The organism is Acidobacteriota bacterium (assembly GCA_040752675.1).
GTDB lineage: Bacteria > Acidobacteriota > Polarisedimenticolia > JBFMGF01 > JBFMGF01 > JBFMGF01.
The window spans coordinates 25441-41797 of record JBFMGF010000117.1 but is presented as its reverse complement, the minus strand read 5'-3'; the positions used below and the strand labels follow the sequence as shown (position 1 = coordinate 41797).

At 50.2% G+C, this 16357-nt stretch carries 16 protein-coding genes and 1 pseudogene; all 17 read right to left on the bottom strand.

Going from position 1 to position 16357, the window contains the following annotated elements; all coding sequences use genetic code 11:
- Window positions 1-66: 66 nt before the first annotated feature.
- Complete coding sequence (locus tag AB1756_10570; protein ID MEW5807770.1) at window positions 67-972, bottom strand: 3-methyl-2-oxobutanoate dehydrogenase subunit beta; 906 nt, start codon at window positions 970-972, stop codon at window positions 67-69.
- Window positions 969-2129 (bottom strand): pyruvate ferredoxin oxidoreductase, encoded by a 1161-nt coding sequence (gene porA, locus AB1756_10565; protein ID MEW5807769.1) that lies wholly within the window; start codon window positions 2127-2129, stop codon window positions 969-971. The genes AB1756_10570 and porA overlap by 4 nt, the downstream gene beginning before the upstream one ends.
- Window positions 2126-3877 (bottom strand): NAD(P)-binding protein, encoded by a 1752-nt coding sequence (locus AB1756_10560; GenBank protein MEW5807768.1) that lies wholly within the window; start codon window positions 3875-3877, stop codon window positions 2126-2128. The genes porA and AB1756_10560 overlap by 4 nt, the downstream gene beginning before the upstream one ends.
- 47 nt (window positions 3878-3924) lie before the next feature.
- On the bottom strand, window positions 3925-4473 hold the full coding sequence (locus AB1756_10555) for a 2-oxoacid:acceptor oxidoreductase family protein (GenBank protein ID MEW5807767.1): 549 nt from the start codon (window positions 4471-4473) through the stop codon (window positions 3925-3927).
- Between the two features lie 217 nt (window positions 4474-4690).
- Entirely contained in the window at window positions 4691-4999 is a 309-nt protein-coding gene (locus AB1756_10550) for a hypothetical protein (protein MEW5807766.1), read from the bottom strand.
- A 95-nt stretch (window positions 5000-5094) separates the two neighbouring features.
- Window positions 5095-5193, bottom strand: a pseudogene (locus AB1756_10545) (acetyl-CoA acetyltransferase).
- Window positions 5194-5273: 80 nt separating this feature from the next.
- Entirely contained in the window at window positions 5274-5687 is a 414-nt protein-coding gene (mce, locus tag AB1756_10540) for a methylmalonyl-CoA epimerase (GenBank protein MEW5807765.1), read from the bottom strand.
- The gene (gene meaB, locus AB1756_10535; protein ID MEW5807764.1) at window positions 5680-6639 is read right to left on the bottom strand and encodes a methylmalonyl Co-A mutase-associated GTPase MeaB; all 960 of its coding nucleotides are present in this window, start codon (window positions 6637-6639) and stop codon (window positions 5680-5682) included. The genes mce and meaB overlap by 8 nt, the downstream gene beginning before the upstream one ends.
- Window positions 6640-6718: 79 nt before the next feature.
- Complete coding sequence (locus AB1756_10530; GenBank protein MEW5807763.1) at window positions 6719-7858, bottom strand: acyl-CoA dehydrogenase; 1140 nt, start codon at window positions 7856-7858, stop codon at window positions 6719-6721.
- Between the two features lie 122 nt (window positions 7859-7980).
- Window positions 7981-8745, bottom strand: coding sequence for a tetratricopeptide repeat protein (locus AB1756_10525; GenBank protein ID MEW5807762.1), 765 nt, complete (start codon window positions 8743-8745; stop codon window positions 7981-7983).
- Window positions 8746-8821: 76 nt separating this feature from the next.
- Window positions 8822-10639: a BatD family protein gene (locus AB1756_10520; GenBank protein MEW5807761.1), complete on the bottom strand. Its 1818-nt coding sequence runs from the start codon at window positions 10637-10639 to the stop codon at window positions 8822-8824.
- 1 nt (window position 10640) lies between these two features.
- The gene (locus AB1756_10515) at window positions 10641-11375 is read right to left on the bottom strand and encodes a tetratricopeptide repeat protein (GenBank protein MEW5807760.1); all 735 of its coding nucleotides are present in this window, start codon (window positions 11373-11375) and stop codon (window positions 10641-10643) included.
- A 5-nt stretch (window positions 11376-11380) separates the two neighbouring features.
- Complete coding sequence (locus AB1756_10510; protein ID MEW5807759.1) at window positions 11381-12406, bottom strand: VWA domain-containing protein; 1026 nt, start codon at window positions 12404-12406, stop codon at window positions 11381-11383.
- Between the two features lie 9 nt (window positions 12407-12415).
- Window positions 12416-13414: a VWA domain-containing protein gene (locus AB1756_10505; protein MEW5807758.1), complete on the bottom strand. Its 999-nt coding sequence runs from the start codon at window positions 13412-13414 to the stop codon at window positions 12416-12418.
- A complete protein-coding gene (locus AB1756_10500; protein ID MEW5807757.1) occupies window positions 13411-14391 on the bottom strand; it encodes a hypothetical protein in 981 nt (326 codons plus the stop codon). The genes AB1756_10505 and AB1756_10500 overlap by 4 nt, the downstream gene beginning before the upstream one ends.
- Window positions 14392-15270, bottom strand: coding sequence for a DUF58 domain-containing protein (locus tag AB1756_10495; protein MEW5807756.1), 879 nt, complete (start codon window positions 15268-15270; stop codon window positions 14392-14394).
- Window positions 15271-15281: 11 nt separating this feature from the next.
- Window positions 15282-16268, bottom strand: a complete 987-nt coding sequence (locus tag AB1756_10490; protein MEW5807755.1) for an AAA family ATPase — start codon at window positions 16266-16268, stop codon at window positions 15282-15284.
- Between the last annotated feature and the right edge of the window lie 89 nt (window positions 16269-16357).

The window sequence follows — 16357 nt, the reverse complement described above, 5'->3', positions numbered from 1 at the left end:
ATTATAAAAAGGGCAAGCCTGGCTGCTCTTATAGCGGATATCGGATGGATAATGGAAGAAAGGATATTACTCTGGATCTTCGGATTCCTTCACCTTGCGAAGCAGTCTCTCCCACTCATCATTCACCCTCTCCTGGATCATGTCAATATCCTTATCCGTCAGATGCCTGAATCTTCCCTGTCTGCGGATGTACTCTTTCACAGGACTCCCGGAATGGTCCATGCTCAGCCGGTAGCGTTCTCCATTCTCAACTTCATATAGAGGAAAGATGCGGCTCTGAACGGCCATCCTCGTAAGCATGATCGATTCCTCATCTGCGCACTTCCATCCAGGCGGGCATGGAGAGAGAAGGTGGATGAACCTTGTCCCGCGGATTCTCTTTGACTTCTTGACCTTCTCCATAAAATCGACAGGATAAGCAACCGCAGCGCTCGCTGCGTACGGGATCCTGTGAGCTGCCATGATTTCCATGATGTTCTTCTTGGGGTGAGACTTCGGGCGTGCTGTCGGCGTCGTCGTTGTCCAGGCCCCCCAGGGAGTCGCCGAACTTCTCTGGATGCCGGTATTCATATAGGCTTCGTTATCGTAACAGATGTATATGATATCCTCGTTCCTTTCTGCTGCTCCCGAAAGGGCTTGAATTCCTATGTCGAAAGTTCCCCCATCCCCTGCCCAGGCGAGTACGGTGATATCCTGGTTCCCTCTGATATCGAGCGCGGCTTTTACGCCGGAAGCAACGGCAGCAGCCGTTTCAAACGCCGTGTGGAAGAGAGGAACGGAGAGGGATGTCTGAGGATAGGGGCCTGCGATGATGGACCAGCAGCATGCAGGAATGACTACGATGGTCTTGGAACCAAGGGCCTTGAGGGCGTAACGCATGGCGAGCGAGGCTCCGCACCCAGGACATGCGAGATGCCCGGAAGCGAGGTACTCTTCCGCTGGAACAAACTCTTTTATCTTGATCTGGCTCATAGTTGTACTCCAATCCAGATGGAATCCGATTCCGGAAAATCAGATCCTTTTGTCCTGAAGTATATCTCTTCCATGACATCGGGCTTCACATCCCTTCCTCCCAGCCCTGTGATGTAACCAAAGACTACAGGTCTTATTGAAGCCTCCACATTGTATATAACCGATTTGATCTCCTGAGCCCAGATGCCTCCGCCTCCAAAGGAAAAGTTTCTGTCCATCACGGCCACTTTTATTCTTCCACGTAATAACTCTGCAACATCTTCGGCCGGGAAGGGGCGGAACATCTTTATCTTCAACATCCCCACGTTCTCCCCTTTTTCCCTCAGAGAATCAACGACCACTCTAGTAGTGCTTGCCATAGTTCCCGATGAGACCAGGACAATTTCGGCCTGATCCAGTCTGTACGGTTCGATGATGCCCCACCTCCTGCCAAAGACATTGCCGAACTCTTCATCGATTTCCCTCGCTAATGATTTTCCTATCTCCATGGCACGGTGCATATCGAATCTCATCTCCATATAGGAGTCAGGCTTGGCCAAGGCTCCGAACGCTCTTGGATTGTTGATGTCAAGGGTATATTCTGCCTTCCAGGGAGGGAGGAAAGCATCGACTATTGCCTGATCCGGTATGTCCACAGGCTCGTAAGTGTGTGATAGGAAGAAGGCATCAAGGATGACCATTGAGGGAAGGAGAAGCTTCTCGGAAATTTTGAATGCCTGAATAACGGTATCGAGGACCTCCTGATTGCTCTCGCAGTAAAACTGCAGCCACCCTGTATCCCTCTGTGAGAGGGAGTCCGTCTGATCCGACCATATGTTCCAGGCAGGAGCCATGGCGCGGTTTATGTTAGCCATCACGATGGGCAGCCTGGCTCCAGCGGCGTAATGCAGGAGTTCGTGCATGAGAGCAAGACCCTGGGAGGAGGTCGCCGTGAATGCCCTCGCCCCAACGGCAGAAGCCCCTATGCAGCAGGCCATGGCTGAATGTTCTGATTCAACCTTGATAAACTTTGCATTTAACCGCCCATCGGCACACATCTCGGAGAGCTCCTCGACGATCTGGGTCTGAGGGGTGATGGGATAGGCAGCGATAACCTCGGCCTTGGAGAGCATGGCGCCGAATGAAACGGCATGATTTCCCATGATGACTTTCTTCATAAATCCTCCCTCGTCATCGACATCGCATTCCTCGGGCATTCATGGACGCAGATCCCGCACCCTTTGCAGTAATCGTACTTGAATTCAAAACCTTTCCCTTCATTCTTCCTGATAATGGCAACGTCCGGACAGAAGATCAGGCAGATCTCGCACTCGTTACAAACTGCACAGTTGAAACACCGGGAAGCTTCCTTTCTGACCATCTCCTCGCTGAACCCGGTGTTGACCTCCGCAAAGCTTTTCTTAGCCTTTTCCACCGGCATCCTCGGCTTCTCACGCCGGGGCTGATGTTCGAAATAGTCGAGATTGAGATCATCGATGCGAACAACCATGTTGAGGTGGTTTGCCTTCTCCACAGTTTCCTGACCGAGATATCTCTCCATTGAAATGTTACCCACCTCCCCGATCCGGAATTTCTCCAGATCGACATCGATATTCCTTATGTATCTGTCGATCTCAATGGCCGCTTTTTTCCCCGAGCCTATTGCATCCACGACCGTATGAGGTTGATCTATGACGTCACCGCCGGCAAAGATCCCCTTCCTCGTGGTCATCAAGCTCTCATCTGTCACGATGACCCCGTCCTCGACTTTTATATCTTCCGGGAGGAACGATAGATCGGCTTTCTCTCCGATAGCCGAGATGACATTATCCACCTTGACCTTGAAGTTGGAGCCCTTAATCGGTTCCGGTTTTCTTCTGCCAGACTCATCGGGCTCCCCGAGCCTCATTCTTATGCATTCCATATCGACGATCTTATCCCCTTTCGTATGGACCTCTATGGGTGCCGCGAGAAAGATGAATTCTATCCCCTCCCTTTCCGCCTCTTCTATCTCATCCTCGATGGCAGGCATCTCCGCCCTCGTCCTTCGATAGACGACGACAGGTGTGCTGCCCATTCTCAGGACGGACCTTGCGGCATCCATGGCCGTGTTGCCGCCGCCGATGATTGCCACTTTCTTCCCGACCTTCGGTTTCTTGCCCAGGTTAAGCTCTTTGAGGAAATCAAGCCCTGAGAGAACGCCTTTGACATCCTCGTTCTTTGCGCCTATCTTCCTGCTCACATGAACACCTGTTGCGATGAAGGTTGCATCGAACCTCTCGAGTTCGGAAAAACCGATCTCTTTCCCAACTCTCATGCCCGTCTTGATCTCGACTCCCATATCCTCGATGAGTTTTATCTCTTTCTGAAGGACATCCTTGGGGAGCCGGTACTGCGGAATGCCGACCATCAGAATGCCTCCCGCCATCGGAAGAGCCTCGAAGACCGTGACCCTGTATCCCATAACGGCCAGATGGTAGGCACAGGAAAGGCCTGCAGGACCAGAACCTATAATCGCTACCCGCTCATTTCTCTTCTCTTTTATTTTCGCAGCCTTTCCCTTCTCAAGGCCGAAATCTCCAAGATATCTCTCAGCTTGGTTGATGGAGAGTGCTTCATCGAAATCTTTCCGGTTGCAGGCCATCTCGCAGGGATGGAAACATACTCTCCCGCATACGGCCGGGAAAGGATTATCCTTTCTCAAAAGCTCCCATGCCTCCTTTATCTTTCCCTTTGAAATGAGGTACATGTAACCTTCGATATCCTCTCCAGCCGGGCATCCTTCGTTGCATGGCGGCGTCTTATCCTGATAGAGCGGTTTAATGTACTTCCAGCTTCCGGTCTTGTTGACGAGAGTCGATTCGTATGATAACGCCATCGGAGGAAACAACGCCTTCCAGCTCTTTGCATCATCTTTCTGAGACATCTTTACCTCTGCTGAAGTTTTAAACGGTTCACGTCTTGACAGGGGATTTACATGGAAACGCTCTCGTAAGCTTCACGAGCTGCTTTGGCATTCTCTTCCGTCGATAGCGTGATAGACTCCCTGATTGCCTCTATGACCGATTCCAGCCTAACCAGCTGTGAAGTTCTTGCCAGAGAACCAAGGATAGCGGTATTCACGATCGGCTGCGTCTTAGATCCGAGATTATGCCTGATGGCAATGGCATTCGCGTCGACGGTTGCCACCCGGAATCTGGAAAACTCCGGGAAGTCTGCAGGACTCTTTTCCGTGTTGATCAGAATGAGCCCTCCTTCCTTTAGACCCGCCGTTATGTCTGTCACCCCAACCAGGGTCTGGTCCAGCACTATGATGTGATCGGGATTATAGACCTCGCATCTCAGGTAGATCGGCTTGTCATCCAGACGAAGGAAGGCTGTCACCGGTGCACCCCTTCTCTCGACACCAAACACAGGGAATGCCTGAACGTGCTTCCCCTCTTTGAACAGAGCCGAGGCAAGGACTTTAGAGGCAATGACCGATCCCTGTCCCCCTCTCCCGTGGAATCTCAATTCAATCATCTTTTCCCACACCTGCAATGCTTTTTCTAGCGTTCTAGCATCACGCAAATTTATTAGAAAAGATATTTATATCTATTGAACAAGAATCTTTCCTTTCTTTATGTAGAGGAAAGGAACAAGCTAAAAAAGGAACGTTTGAGTATTTATTATAGCCAAAGGAGGTTGCCTGTCAAGAAAACCGCCCTCTTTATTGTTACGCCTCAGTTATCGGAGGAGTTCATTGTTCGAAAGAGGGGAAAAAATCTGATAGCTTCTTCCCCATCCTGGCTTCGAATTTTTCGGAGAGAGATGGGATGGATCCGGTTGATTCATCAACGAGGACCTTTTCCACCCTGTGCATCGGAAAGAAGAGTTTCGAGAGTGTCAGCGTGAACGGTTCCTCTTTCGGAATATCGGAGAGCCACTGATCGAAGGAGTTGACGTCAAGCCCCTGCATGTATAAACCTGTCACATCAATGGAATGGAGTATTCCCCACATCCTCTCCCTGGGTTCCCGCAGATAAACTATGACCGTGGAGCCTTTCATGATGATCACTCACATCTCGATGAGCATCGCCACTCCCTGTCTCCCATCTAGGCAGAGAGAGGCAATCGCCTTCTTCGCCTTTTTCTGCTTCATGGAATGATCGAGGCCGGGTCGACCGCTGAGAAATCTTTCAACGAACCGCCAAAACTGCCAATGGCTGTCCTCACGCTACTTACTATGGCAGGTGATCCCATCTTGACCTTATATAAAAGATGATTATTATCAATTGCTCCTTCTTGCAGCACTTCGGCGACATTTTACGGAGTGACACCGCTCATTTCTTATCTGTCCCATGCTGTACTAGCTCGTAGAGAACACTCCCTGTAACAGAAGGATGTATGAATAGCACCTTCGAGCCTCCATAACCGACGCTGGAAGCGTTTTCTACGATCTTAAATCCTGCCCTCTCGAGTTTCCTTTTCCCGTCCTCGATGTCCTTGACTTCGAAGCATATATGATGAATTCCCTCTCCCCTCCTGTTCAGGAAGCCTGCAATAGGTGATGAAGGGTCCGTCGGTTCCACGAGTTCGAGTTTTATCCCGCCGATGCGCATGATGGCGATCCTTGCATGCTGCTCCGGAACCAGCGCTTTTTCATCTATCCTCAAACCCATACCTTCAACGTAGAATCTCTCCCGCTCTTCGATGCTCCTGACGGCAATGCCGATGTGGTCTATTTTCTCAAGCATTCTTTTGCTCCCTGCGGCCAAATCCCTTCATGATCTCTTCAACCGCACTGTATGGGTCTATTCTCCTGACGAAGATGGCATTTACATATTCATGATAGCGTCCATCTTTCAAAACATTCTCCATAGCCTCGTTGAGAAGCCTCTCCCTCAGGATGGAAACCAGACGGTTTTCGCATCTCTCCATCCTCTTCTCATTTAAGAGACCGCTCTCAATTACCTTTTGGTGCCTCTTCTCGATGGCTTCTACCAGAAGATCGATCCCGCTATCGTATAGCGCTTCTGTCTTGATAATCTCCGGCATTTCCAAAACGGACTCCGTGAGCATGGTAAAGAGATACTCGAGCTCGGAAACGACCCTGTCGGCACCGGGCTGGTCTGCCTTGTTAACGGCAAAGATATCCGCGATCTCAAGGATACCTGCTTTGATAGCCTGGATGTCATCTCCCATTCCAGGGATGAGAACGACGACCACTGAATCGGAGTGGCTCACGATATCAATCTCATCCTGCCCAACACCGACCGTCTCGATAATGATGACATCCTTTCCAGCGGCATCCAGGATATCGATCGCATCCCCCGTGAACCTGGACAACCCACCCATCTGCCCCCTCGTCGCCATGCTCCGGATGAAGACCCCTGAATCCAGGTTGTGTCTCTGCATCCTCACCCTGTCTCCAAGAATGGCCCCGCCGCTGAAAGCGCTGGAGGGATCGACCGCTATGATCCCTATTTTTTTCCCTTCCCTTCGGTACCTTTCCGCTATCTTATCGACGAGAGTGCTCTTTCCGACTCCTGGTGCCCCGGTAATACCTATGATGAAAGCCCTTCCTGTATAAGGGAAGATATCTTTGAGAAGATGAGCTGCAATCTCCGGCTCTTCTTCTATGATAGTGATGGCTCTAGCAATGGACCGCTCATCCCCTGCGATCATCCCTTCGACAATGCTCTTCATTAAGATTAAATCTCCTTTTAGGCTATGAAACCTTTTCTCTCAACAATATTCGCCAACGCAATTGCTTGTGTTTACCACTTTATTTGAGCAGTTGCCTGGCAATGACGATGCGCTGGATCTCGGATGTCCCCTCGCCGATGGTGCACAGCTTTACATCTCTGTAAATCTTCTCGACGGGATAATCCTTGACGAACCCATATCCGCCGAATATTTGGATGGCCCTCTCGGCAACCCAGACGCAGGTATCACCTGCATAGAGCTTTGCCATTGCCGATTGTTTATTTATATCCTCTCCTCTATCCTTCATGTCGGCGGCCATGTAAGTCAGAAGCCTCGCCGCTTCGATCTTCGTCGCCATATCGGCAAGCATCCACTGGATAGCCTGGAAATTGGATATGGGCTCTCCGAACTGCTGACGCTCCTTGGAATACTTCAGCGATGCTTCAAAAGCCCCCAGTGCGAGGCCATTGGCGAGAGCCGCGATGCTGATCCTTCCTCCATCCAGAACCCGGAGTGAGTCCACGAAACCCATTCCTTCCTCGCCGAGCAGGTTCTCAGCTGGAATGTGGCAGTCTTCCATGATGAGTTCGGCGGTATCGCTCGAACGCATCCCCAGCTTGTTCTCTTTCTTTCCGGTCTTGAACCCATCCATCCCCTTTTCAAGGATGAAGGAAGAAATGCCCTTCTTCCCCTTGCTTTTGTCCGTAACGGCGATGACGACTGCTATATCGGCCACGGTGGCGTTCGTGATGAATGTCTTCGTCCCATTCAGAACCCAGGAGTTCCCATCCCGCACTGCCGTGGTCTTGGTTCCCCCGGCATCGCTGCCGGCCGTCGGTTCCGTCAGACCCCATGCTCCAATCTTCTCTCCTGATGCAAGCGGCGTGAGATATTTCTTCTTCTGTTCTTCGTTTCCAGAAATGAAGATATGGTTCGAGCAGAGCGAGTTATGAGCTGCAACCGTCAACCCGATGGAACCATCGACCCTGGAGAGCTCTTCAATGATTGCCACATACTCGACATAACCCATCCCTGTCCCACCGTACTCTTTTGGGAAGATGACTCCCATAACGCCGAGCTCCCCAAGCCTCTTGACTATCTCTTGCGGGAACTCCTGTTTCTCATCGTATGCTATGATCTTCGGGAGGATCTCGTTAGTGGCAAATTCCCTCACCATCCGGCGCACCATTTCCTGATCTTCCTTAAACCGGAAATCCAAAGCAACCTCCTTTTCCAATGATTTTTCAATTTTTGAATTGAGATTATATTACGCGCCAAAATATGCCGTCAACTTGATAAATGGACACGGAATATGGACATATATGCCTGACTTTTCCTGGCTCAGATGATCCCTATAGTCTCTTTCCTTATCCATCCATTGAGACCGTTAGGTAGCGAGATCTGATACCATGCATCCCTGCTGTTCCGGACCCTGACTTTCAGCCCCTCATGGATCGGGAATAGGATGGCGTTTGTCTCTCCGGGACCGCTCATTACATCCACTTTTTCTTTCAGAACGATACCGTAAGAGATTTTTTCGAGATGATAGATCTTCACTCCGGCAGAAAAAGTAAGAATCGCCAGGAGCAGGAAGATGACAATGGTAGGAAAGAGTATCAGATCGATGTCAAGAGCTCTTCTCATCCGGAGGGTCAGAAAAGCGAGCAAGATGAGAAGGAGATAGAACAGGACGAGACATGCCAGTAACTGACCGCTGAGAGGAATCAGGTCATGAAACCAGAGGATGAGCTTTAAGGGAGGCGACGGTTCCTGCTCTTCCACGCGATCGTACTTTAAAAGATTAGCCAGCTCAAGATTTTCCTCTATCTCGAGATCACCAGGCTTCAGCTTGAGAGCCTTCTCGTAAAAAAGAACTGCCTCTCCAAGCCTGTTCTGTTTAAAACAGGCATTTCCCAGATTGTAATACACAACCTCGTTTCTGATCCCGTAATCCAGGATCTTTCGATATAATCTCTCGGCATCTGCATAGTTCCCCTTTTCGTAGTGTGAATTAGCCTCCAGAAACAGGAGATCAGCCGTTCCGCACCGTGCCAATGTGGCTATCATCAAGACTAATAAAGATATGATGACCTTGATGGCTTTCATCTTAAGTGAAATCCCTTCATCTTTTTCATTGATAGATCGCACATCACCTTCCTATTCATCTACTACCTGTAGTCCTTCAAAGCGCCTTATCGAGTTCCGCGAGAGAGGCTTCGGCATCGCTGATCAGATTTCCGGCTTGATCGGAACTGGACATACCCGAGGCGAATCTTGAATAATCGCATTTCTCAAGGGTCGTTATGAATCTTCTTATCTTTTCATTGTCCACTCTTCTGGAATCAAGCAACTCTTCGATCATTTCATAAGTCAGCCCTGATGAGGACTGGTTGAATTTGTCAGCCACGTATCCAACCATCGACCTGGAGATCTCCTGAAGAGCCAGATCCATATTCCCTCCACCAATCAGCCTTCTTGCACGCTTGAGCCCTTTCGATGCGCTGCGGTAAGCCTTCTTTATCCTCGTCATCCTGATGTCCAGTCGCACCTTCTCCTTCCTCAGGGACAGGGCAACGCAGGCAGGTATCAGAACGAGGGGAAGAATAAGAAGAAAATAATACCACCATGACCTGTGGATTCCGGCCCCTGCATCCACGATCTCTCCCTTCAATGGCTTGATAAAATTGATATCTCGCCGCAGCGGAGTGATATCACCTTTCTGGACGATCGCAACAGAAGGGGCTCCCACAACGCCTTTCTTCACGCTGAGAGGAGCGGCCTGACTTTTAAGCTTTTCATAGTCATTCCCTGAAGGTTTGAAGAAACTGAAATTGAATTCCGGGAGGGTGTGGTCGCCCGGAGCAAGCGGTATGACGATGTAGTCCCATATCTTCCTGCTCTGCATCCTATCACCCTGAAATCTCACCTCGTCTGTAACCTTTGGCTCATAGATCTTGAAATCCGGAGCTTCCGCGACGATCGGGGGCGATACCCCCTTCAGATTCCCTTCCCCCTCGACCATGACCTTGATCCCAACGGCATCGCTGACAGAGCATTCCCTTCGATCTGCTTCCACCTTCATCCTGAAATCGCCTACGGCACCTCCAAAGGAGTCTGGCCGTCCCTTCTCCGGAAGCGGAGAGACATCTATGGTTACACTCTCAGTACTCTTGAAGAGCCTGATCGGTCTGTCCCAGAAGATGCTTTCAAAGAAATCGTCGCTTCTGGATCTCACGGAAATGGCAAAGGTCAGGGGCTTGATCGTCTTCTTTCCCGAAACGGATGAGAAGAGAGCCTTTTTCATGATGGTGTACTCATGGTATCTCTTTCCGTTTACTTCGACGATTCTCTTCGTGGCTTCTGGATCGACTTTCAAATCCTCGACCCAGAATCCTTCAAAGGAGGGCATCTCCTCCAGATTAATATCAATGATCGGGACCGTTGTATAAACCCTGTATGAGAGCGTTGCTTGCTCTCCCTGGTAGAGTCGGCTCTTATCGAGAACGGCCCTGACGAAGAGGTCTGGCTCCGCCCCCCTTTTTATTTGCTCTTCTCCCGTTATATCGGGCCAGGCCGGCCGTTGTGGCATTTCTCTCCTCTTCTGGCTACCGGCGACGACTTCGATCTTGAGCGGCTCTGTTCTAAAGCTTCTCCCGCCGTAAGGGATTGTTATCGATGGGACCTCCGCCTCTCCCTTTCCATCTGGCACAAGGATGTAGGTGAAGCTCTTCGATGATGATGATACTCCGTTAATCCACTGGAACCTCGTGGATACAGATGGTCCTGCAACAACCCGCAGATTTTTCATTTGAGGTAGAGATATCGCTTTCACGCTTCCCGCCTCCGATCCGCTGATCTCAACCGTAAGCTGAAGCTGGTCTTGCTCTCCGATCCTCTGGCTGTCAACTCTGGCGGAGACGGAAAGCTCCTGCGGAAAGATGTGTAGTGCCCAGAAAAAAAGGATTAGACTCTGTATGATGAATGAATGCAAGCGTTTCATCTTACCAGTCTTTCTCAATCTTTTTCTCTTCTTGCTTAATCTTCTGCAGCGACTTTTTCAAGGCTTCTCTCTCCTGCTCTTCGATCGCTCCCAGGAGCCTCTTCTCTTCTTCGCTCTTCCGGTCTTGTTTCTGCTTCATATCCTGAGATCCGGGCTGTTGTGATCTTTCGGAATCTTTCATCTCTGAATCCTGCTTTTTCTCTTCTTCTTTCTGCTCCTGCTGGCCGCCCTGCTGCTTTTCCTGTTCTTTCTGCCTCTGTTGCTTCTGCTGCTCTTTCGTCCTGAGCAGCGCAAGCTCGAGGTTCTTCTTGGCATCCTGATCATCAGAATTTATCTTGAGAGATTCTATGTACGATTCAATCGCCCCCTTCAGGTCTCCCCCCATGAACTTTGTATTTCCATTGTTGTAGTGGCTGAACGATTTGAGTTCCTTCTTCTCCGAAAAAAGAGCTTTCGCATAAGCTTCCGCGGCCTCGGAATATTTCCCCATTCTGTAAAGAACGTTGCCTATATTGTAATGCAATTCCGGAGATTCGGGGGCTGAAAGCTGAGCCTCCGTGTAAGCTTTCAGGGCTTCCTCATACTTCCCTTTCCTGTAAAGCTCGTTCCCCTCCTCATTCTTTCGATACGCAGAACCCCCAATCCCGACCCCGAAGATAGCGAGGAAGGTTAGCGCGACTAAGGTCAAGGAATAAGGGATCTTCACCTGATCGAACTTCTTAAATCTTGAATTCATTACCATCATAGCCGCCCCACCCATGCTTTTGTTTCTTTCTTCCTCGTCGTGATCAGATGCTCCAGGATTAGAAGGAGGATCAGGGCGGCAAGAGGAAACTGAAATCGCTCTTCATAGATGGAGTGAATCATGGAAGAGAACTCCTCTTTTTCCATCCCGGAGACGAGCTTCGTGATTTCTCTCACTTCTTCTCCTGAAGTGGTGCCACGGACATAGATGCCGCCCGCCGTAATCGCCATCTTCTGAAGAAATGACTCGCTGAGTCTCGTGGTAACAATCTTCCCTTCGCTATCTTTTTTATACCCCTCTATCTCTCCACTTCCATTTCTCAGGGGGATGGGAACACCTTCTTCCGTTCCGATCCCGATGGTGTGGATGATGATCCCCTGAGAGTAAGCCCTTTTAACCGCTTCCAGTGAGTCTTCGGCATGGTCTTCTCCATCTGAAAGAACTACGAGCACCCTGTGTTTTCCCTTCGCCTTCTGGAAAAGCTTGAGTGCCTCATCTATCATTCTTCCGAAATCCGTCCCCGGCGTCGGGCTTATCTCGGGATCGACTGCATCCAGCAGGAGCTTAAACGTCGAATAGTCAAGAGTCGCCGGGCACTGAACGAACGCCTCGCCGGAGAAGGCGATCAGCGAGATCCGATCCTCCGATAACCTCTTCAAAATATCATCGATCTCCCTTTTCGCCATTTCGAGGCGATTCGGTTTAACATCTTCAGCAAGCATGCTCCGGGAAACGTCAAGGGCAAAGATGATATCCACTCCTTTCCTTGTGATCGATTCCATTCTCATCCCCCACTGCGGGCCTGCCCCTGTCAGGATGAAGAATATCATTGTAAGGATCAGCAGAACAGATTTTGCGACCCTCTTCTTCATGCTTGAAGAAGCGGTGAGCCGGCCGATAAGAGGCTCTTCGCCGAAAAGCTTAAGCGTTCTTCTTGTGTGGAGGATCTTCCAGAATAGGAACAACGCCACAAACGGGATGAAATATAAGAAGTAGAAAAAACTGACGTTCGAAAAGCGCATCGACAACCTCTATGGAGCTCCGCTGAATTTCCATGCCACGAGGACCATCTCCGATAGAAAGAGCAAACATGCAGGCAGAAAGAGATGGGAGAAGAGTTCCCGATAGCTCACATGGGCCTTCATCTCGATCCTCGTTTTTTCCATGGAATCGATCCTGGAGAAAATCTCACCAAGGGCATCTCGATCCGTGGCCCGGAAGTACATCCCGCCCGTCTTGTCGGCGATCTCCATGAGGACATTCTCCTGAATCTCCTCCGGAAGCATGACATATCTTCTTCCAAGGATAGGATCATCCACCGGATACGGAGCCTCACCCTTCGTCCCGACCCCGATGGTGTAAATCCTAATCTTTGAATTCCTGGCCAATTCCGCTGCCGTCTGCGGAGTAATCTGCCCCCTGTTGTTCCTCCCATCAGTCAGCAGGATTATGACTTTGCTCTTTGCCCTGGATTCCTTCAGCCTCTTGACTGCCGTGGCTATCCCCATCCCGATGGCAGTACCATCATCTTCCCTGGGGGTGAAATCGACCTTCGAGAGGAAATCTTTCAGAACGATGTAATCGAGCGTGAGCGGGCAACGCGTGTAGCTCTTGGCGGCAAAGATGACAAGGCCGATCCGGTCGTTCTTCCTCCCCTCAATGAACTTCCGCACCTTTTCTCTGGCTGCTCCCAGCCTGTTCTCTGGCTTGAAATCCTCTGCTCTCATGCTGCCGGAGTTATCGAGAACAATGAAGATTTCAATTCCCTCGGTCAGGATATCTTCTTCCCTCATTCCGGCTTGCGGCCTGGCAAAAGCGATGATGAGAAGGACGAGCGTCACCATCCTCATCAAGAACGGAATATAGCTGTATTTAGCCAGAAAGGAGGGATTTATGCTCTTCAAGAGAGAGGCCGCAGAAAATCTTATGCTTCCATCCAAACGTTGCCTCATCTTATAGTATCGCCAGATTAGAAGCGGAATCACTGCGAGGAGGAGCAAGAAGAACGGGTTGACAAAACGGAAACTCACGTTCCACCTCCTCCGGCTGCGATCTTCTCTTCATCAACCTCTTCGTAGCGAGGTTTCGTCCGATCGATGAAGCTATATACCTCCTGAATTATCGCCTTGCTTTCATCATGCTCTGGACGATGCCGCGCGAATTTGACCAGGTCGGACCTTCTCAGAATTGATTCGGCAGCCCCTCTTACCTCCCGCTCTATCTTTGCCAGGAACATCGCCCCCGTAACCTCTTCCGTCGTCCGCTCCATGGCATTGATCCTGTATCTTCCCTCAAGGTACTTCTTCAGGATAGCGGAGAGCGCTGCATAAAAATCTTTCACCAGACCTTTTTCCAGAAGTCTTTCTGAGAGGAGCTTGTCCAGCTCCGAATATGCCCATTCATGGGGCGGCATTCTCGAAAAAATGTCCTCAAGCGGAGCGATCTTCCTCCTTCTCTTGAATTGCCGGATTAATAAATAAACGAGCGCAGCTGCTATGGCTGAAGCTGCGAGCAAAAGCAATATCAGGAGAAGAGTCGAGTAATCTGGAGGAATTCTTGACGGCCCCTTTATATCCGCCATCTCTTCCTGACCGCTCTTTAGGACGCTCTTGATATTCAGGCTTGTCTTTTCTGTCTTTACCGATCCCTTTGTGCCTTTGATGGAATAGGCAATCTCCACTGCCGGAACCTCCAGGCTTCCCGTCTCAAAAGCGGCGATAGAAAAGACGACCGATTTACGAATACGCCCATCGACCCTCTCCTCAGCTTTCTCCTGAAGGTCTGCCACGGAAAAGGGTATCAGCGAAGCCTTCAGGTTCTGGATTTCAAAGAGGATTCCTTCCGGACCTTCTAAAACCAATCTGGAAGTTACCTTCTCGCCTACAGTCGCCTCCTTCTTTTCAAGCTCCAGACTGGCTCTGACCTTCCCTGGCGAGGCACTCGTCATGACAGGAGATAGAGATGAAACAAGAAGGGAGGATAAAACAATCATCAGGAATCTCTTCACCTATCGAAACCTCCTCGCTCTTTCTCTGAAAAACCCTATCAGCGTCTTATCGTATGGCTGATCCGTCCTCACTTCGAGGAGATCAACTCCTGTAGACCGGAAAAGAGAACGGACTTCTTCCTTCCTCTTTACTGCGGCTCTGGAAAAAGCTTCCCTTGCCTCTCTTCGGGATGTATCGAACAGGAAGAAAACTCCAGTCTCCGCATCCTCGAACCTTGCAAGCCCGATGTCAGGAATCGCTTCCTCCCGGGGATCGGAGACAAAGATGGCGATGACGTCATGTTTACGGTTAACAACCTTCAGGACCTTCTGAAAATCCGGCGAGATGAAATCGGAAATGAGAAAGGCTATTGATCTCTTCTTGATGACGCTGTTCATGTACTCCAGAGCGCATGGGATATCCGTCCCTTTTCCTTCCGGCTTGAAGTACAGAAGCTCCCGGATGACGCGCAGCACATGTTGCCGTCCCTTCTTCGGAGGGATGAACCGCTCTATGCTGTCTGTAAAGAGAAGAAGCCCAACTCTGTCGTTGTTCCTGATGGCGGAGAAGGCAAGAAGCGCGCAGATCTCGATGGCTATTTCGCTCTTCAGATGTTTCGCCGTCCCGAACTCCGCGGAGCCACTCATATCTACCATCAGCATGACTGTCAGTTCCCTCTCCTCGACAAACCTCTTCACGAAGGGGTAACCGAATCGTGATGTGACGTTCCAGTCGATGATTCTTATGTCGTCTCCTGGCGCATATTCCCTGACCTCAGAGAACTCCATCCCCCTTCCCTTGAAGACTGAATGGTATTCCCCTGCGAGTGACTCGTTGACGAGCTTGCGCGTCCTGATCTCGATCCTTCGAACTTTCTGCAGCACCTCTCTTGGAATCAAGTTGCATCTCCCTACGGAACGTCTATAGCATCAAAGACTCTCTGTACAATCTCATCCGGGGTTAGGGCCTCGGCTTCCGCCTCGTAGCTCAGGATGATCCTATGCCTCAGGACATCCATCCCTATAGCCTTGACATCTTCAGGGGTTACGTATCCCCTTCCCCTGATGAAGGCATAAGCCTTGGCAGCAGCCGTGAGGTAGATGGAAGCGCGAGGTGATGCTCCATAATCGACCAGTTCTTCGATATCAAGCTTGTAATCACGGGGCCTTCTAGTGGCAAAGACAATGTCGATGATGTAGTTCTTGATCTTCTCATCACAGTAAATCTCGCTGATTACTTTCCTTGCTTTCATGATATCCGAAGGGTTGATGACCTTTCCTGCCTTCGGGATCGTCCCCACCGTCATTCTCTCGAGGATTTCCTTCTCCTCCTCTTTGGCCGGATAATCGATCTTCAGCTTGAGCATAAACCGGTCGACCTGTGCTTCCGGAAGCGGGTAAGTTCCCTCCTGCTCGATCGGGTTTTGCGTGGCCAGAACCATGAACGGCTCTTCCAGCGGATAGGTGGTGTTTCCTATCGTCACCTGTCTCTCCTGCATGGCTTCCAGAAGTGCCGATTGAACCTTCGCCGGAGCCCTGTTGATCTCATCCGCCAGGAGGATGTTCGTAAAGATGGGACCCTTCCTAGGAGCGAAACTCCCATCTTTCTGATTGTAGACAAGCGTTCCGATCAGATCCGCTGGCAGAAGGTCCGGTGTGAACTGGATCCTCTTGAATTTCGTGTCGATGCAGTCCGAGAATGTCTTTGCGGACAGGGTCTTTGCCAGACCGGGAACACCCTCTAGAAGGATGTGGCCGTTGGCCAGAATACCGACGAGGACTCGCTCCAGGAGATACTTCTGGCCGACGATGACCTTTCTCACCTCCGAGAGGATCTTCTCGACAAAGAGATATTCCTGTTCCACTTTCTTGCTGATGACGGTGATATCGTATTCCATCAAAACCTCCTGAATTTCCTTATATCGTCCAAAATATCGATGCAAAATGAAATTTTATAAATTTTAAATGAAAAATCTACTTGCGTCAA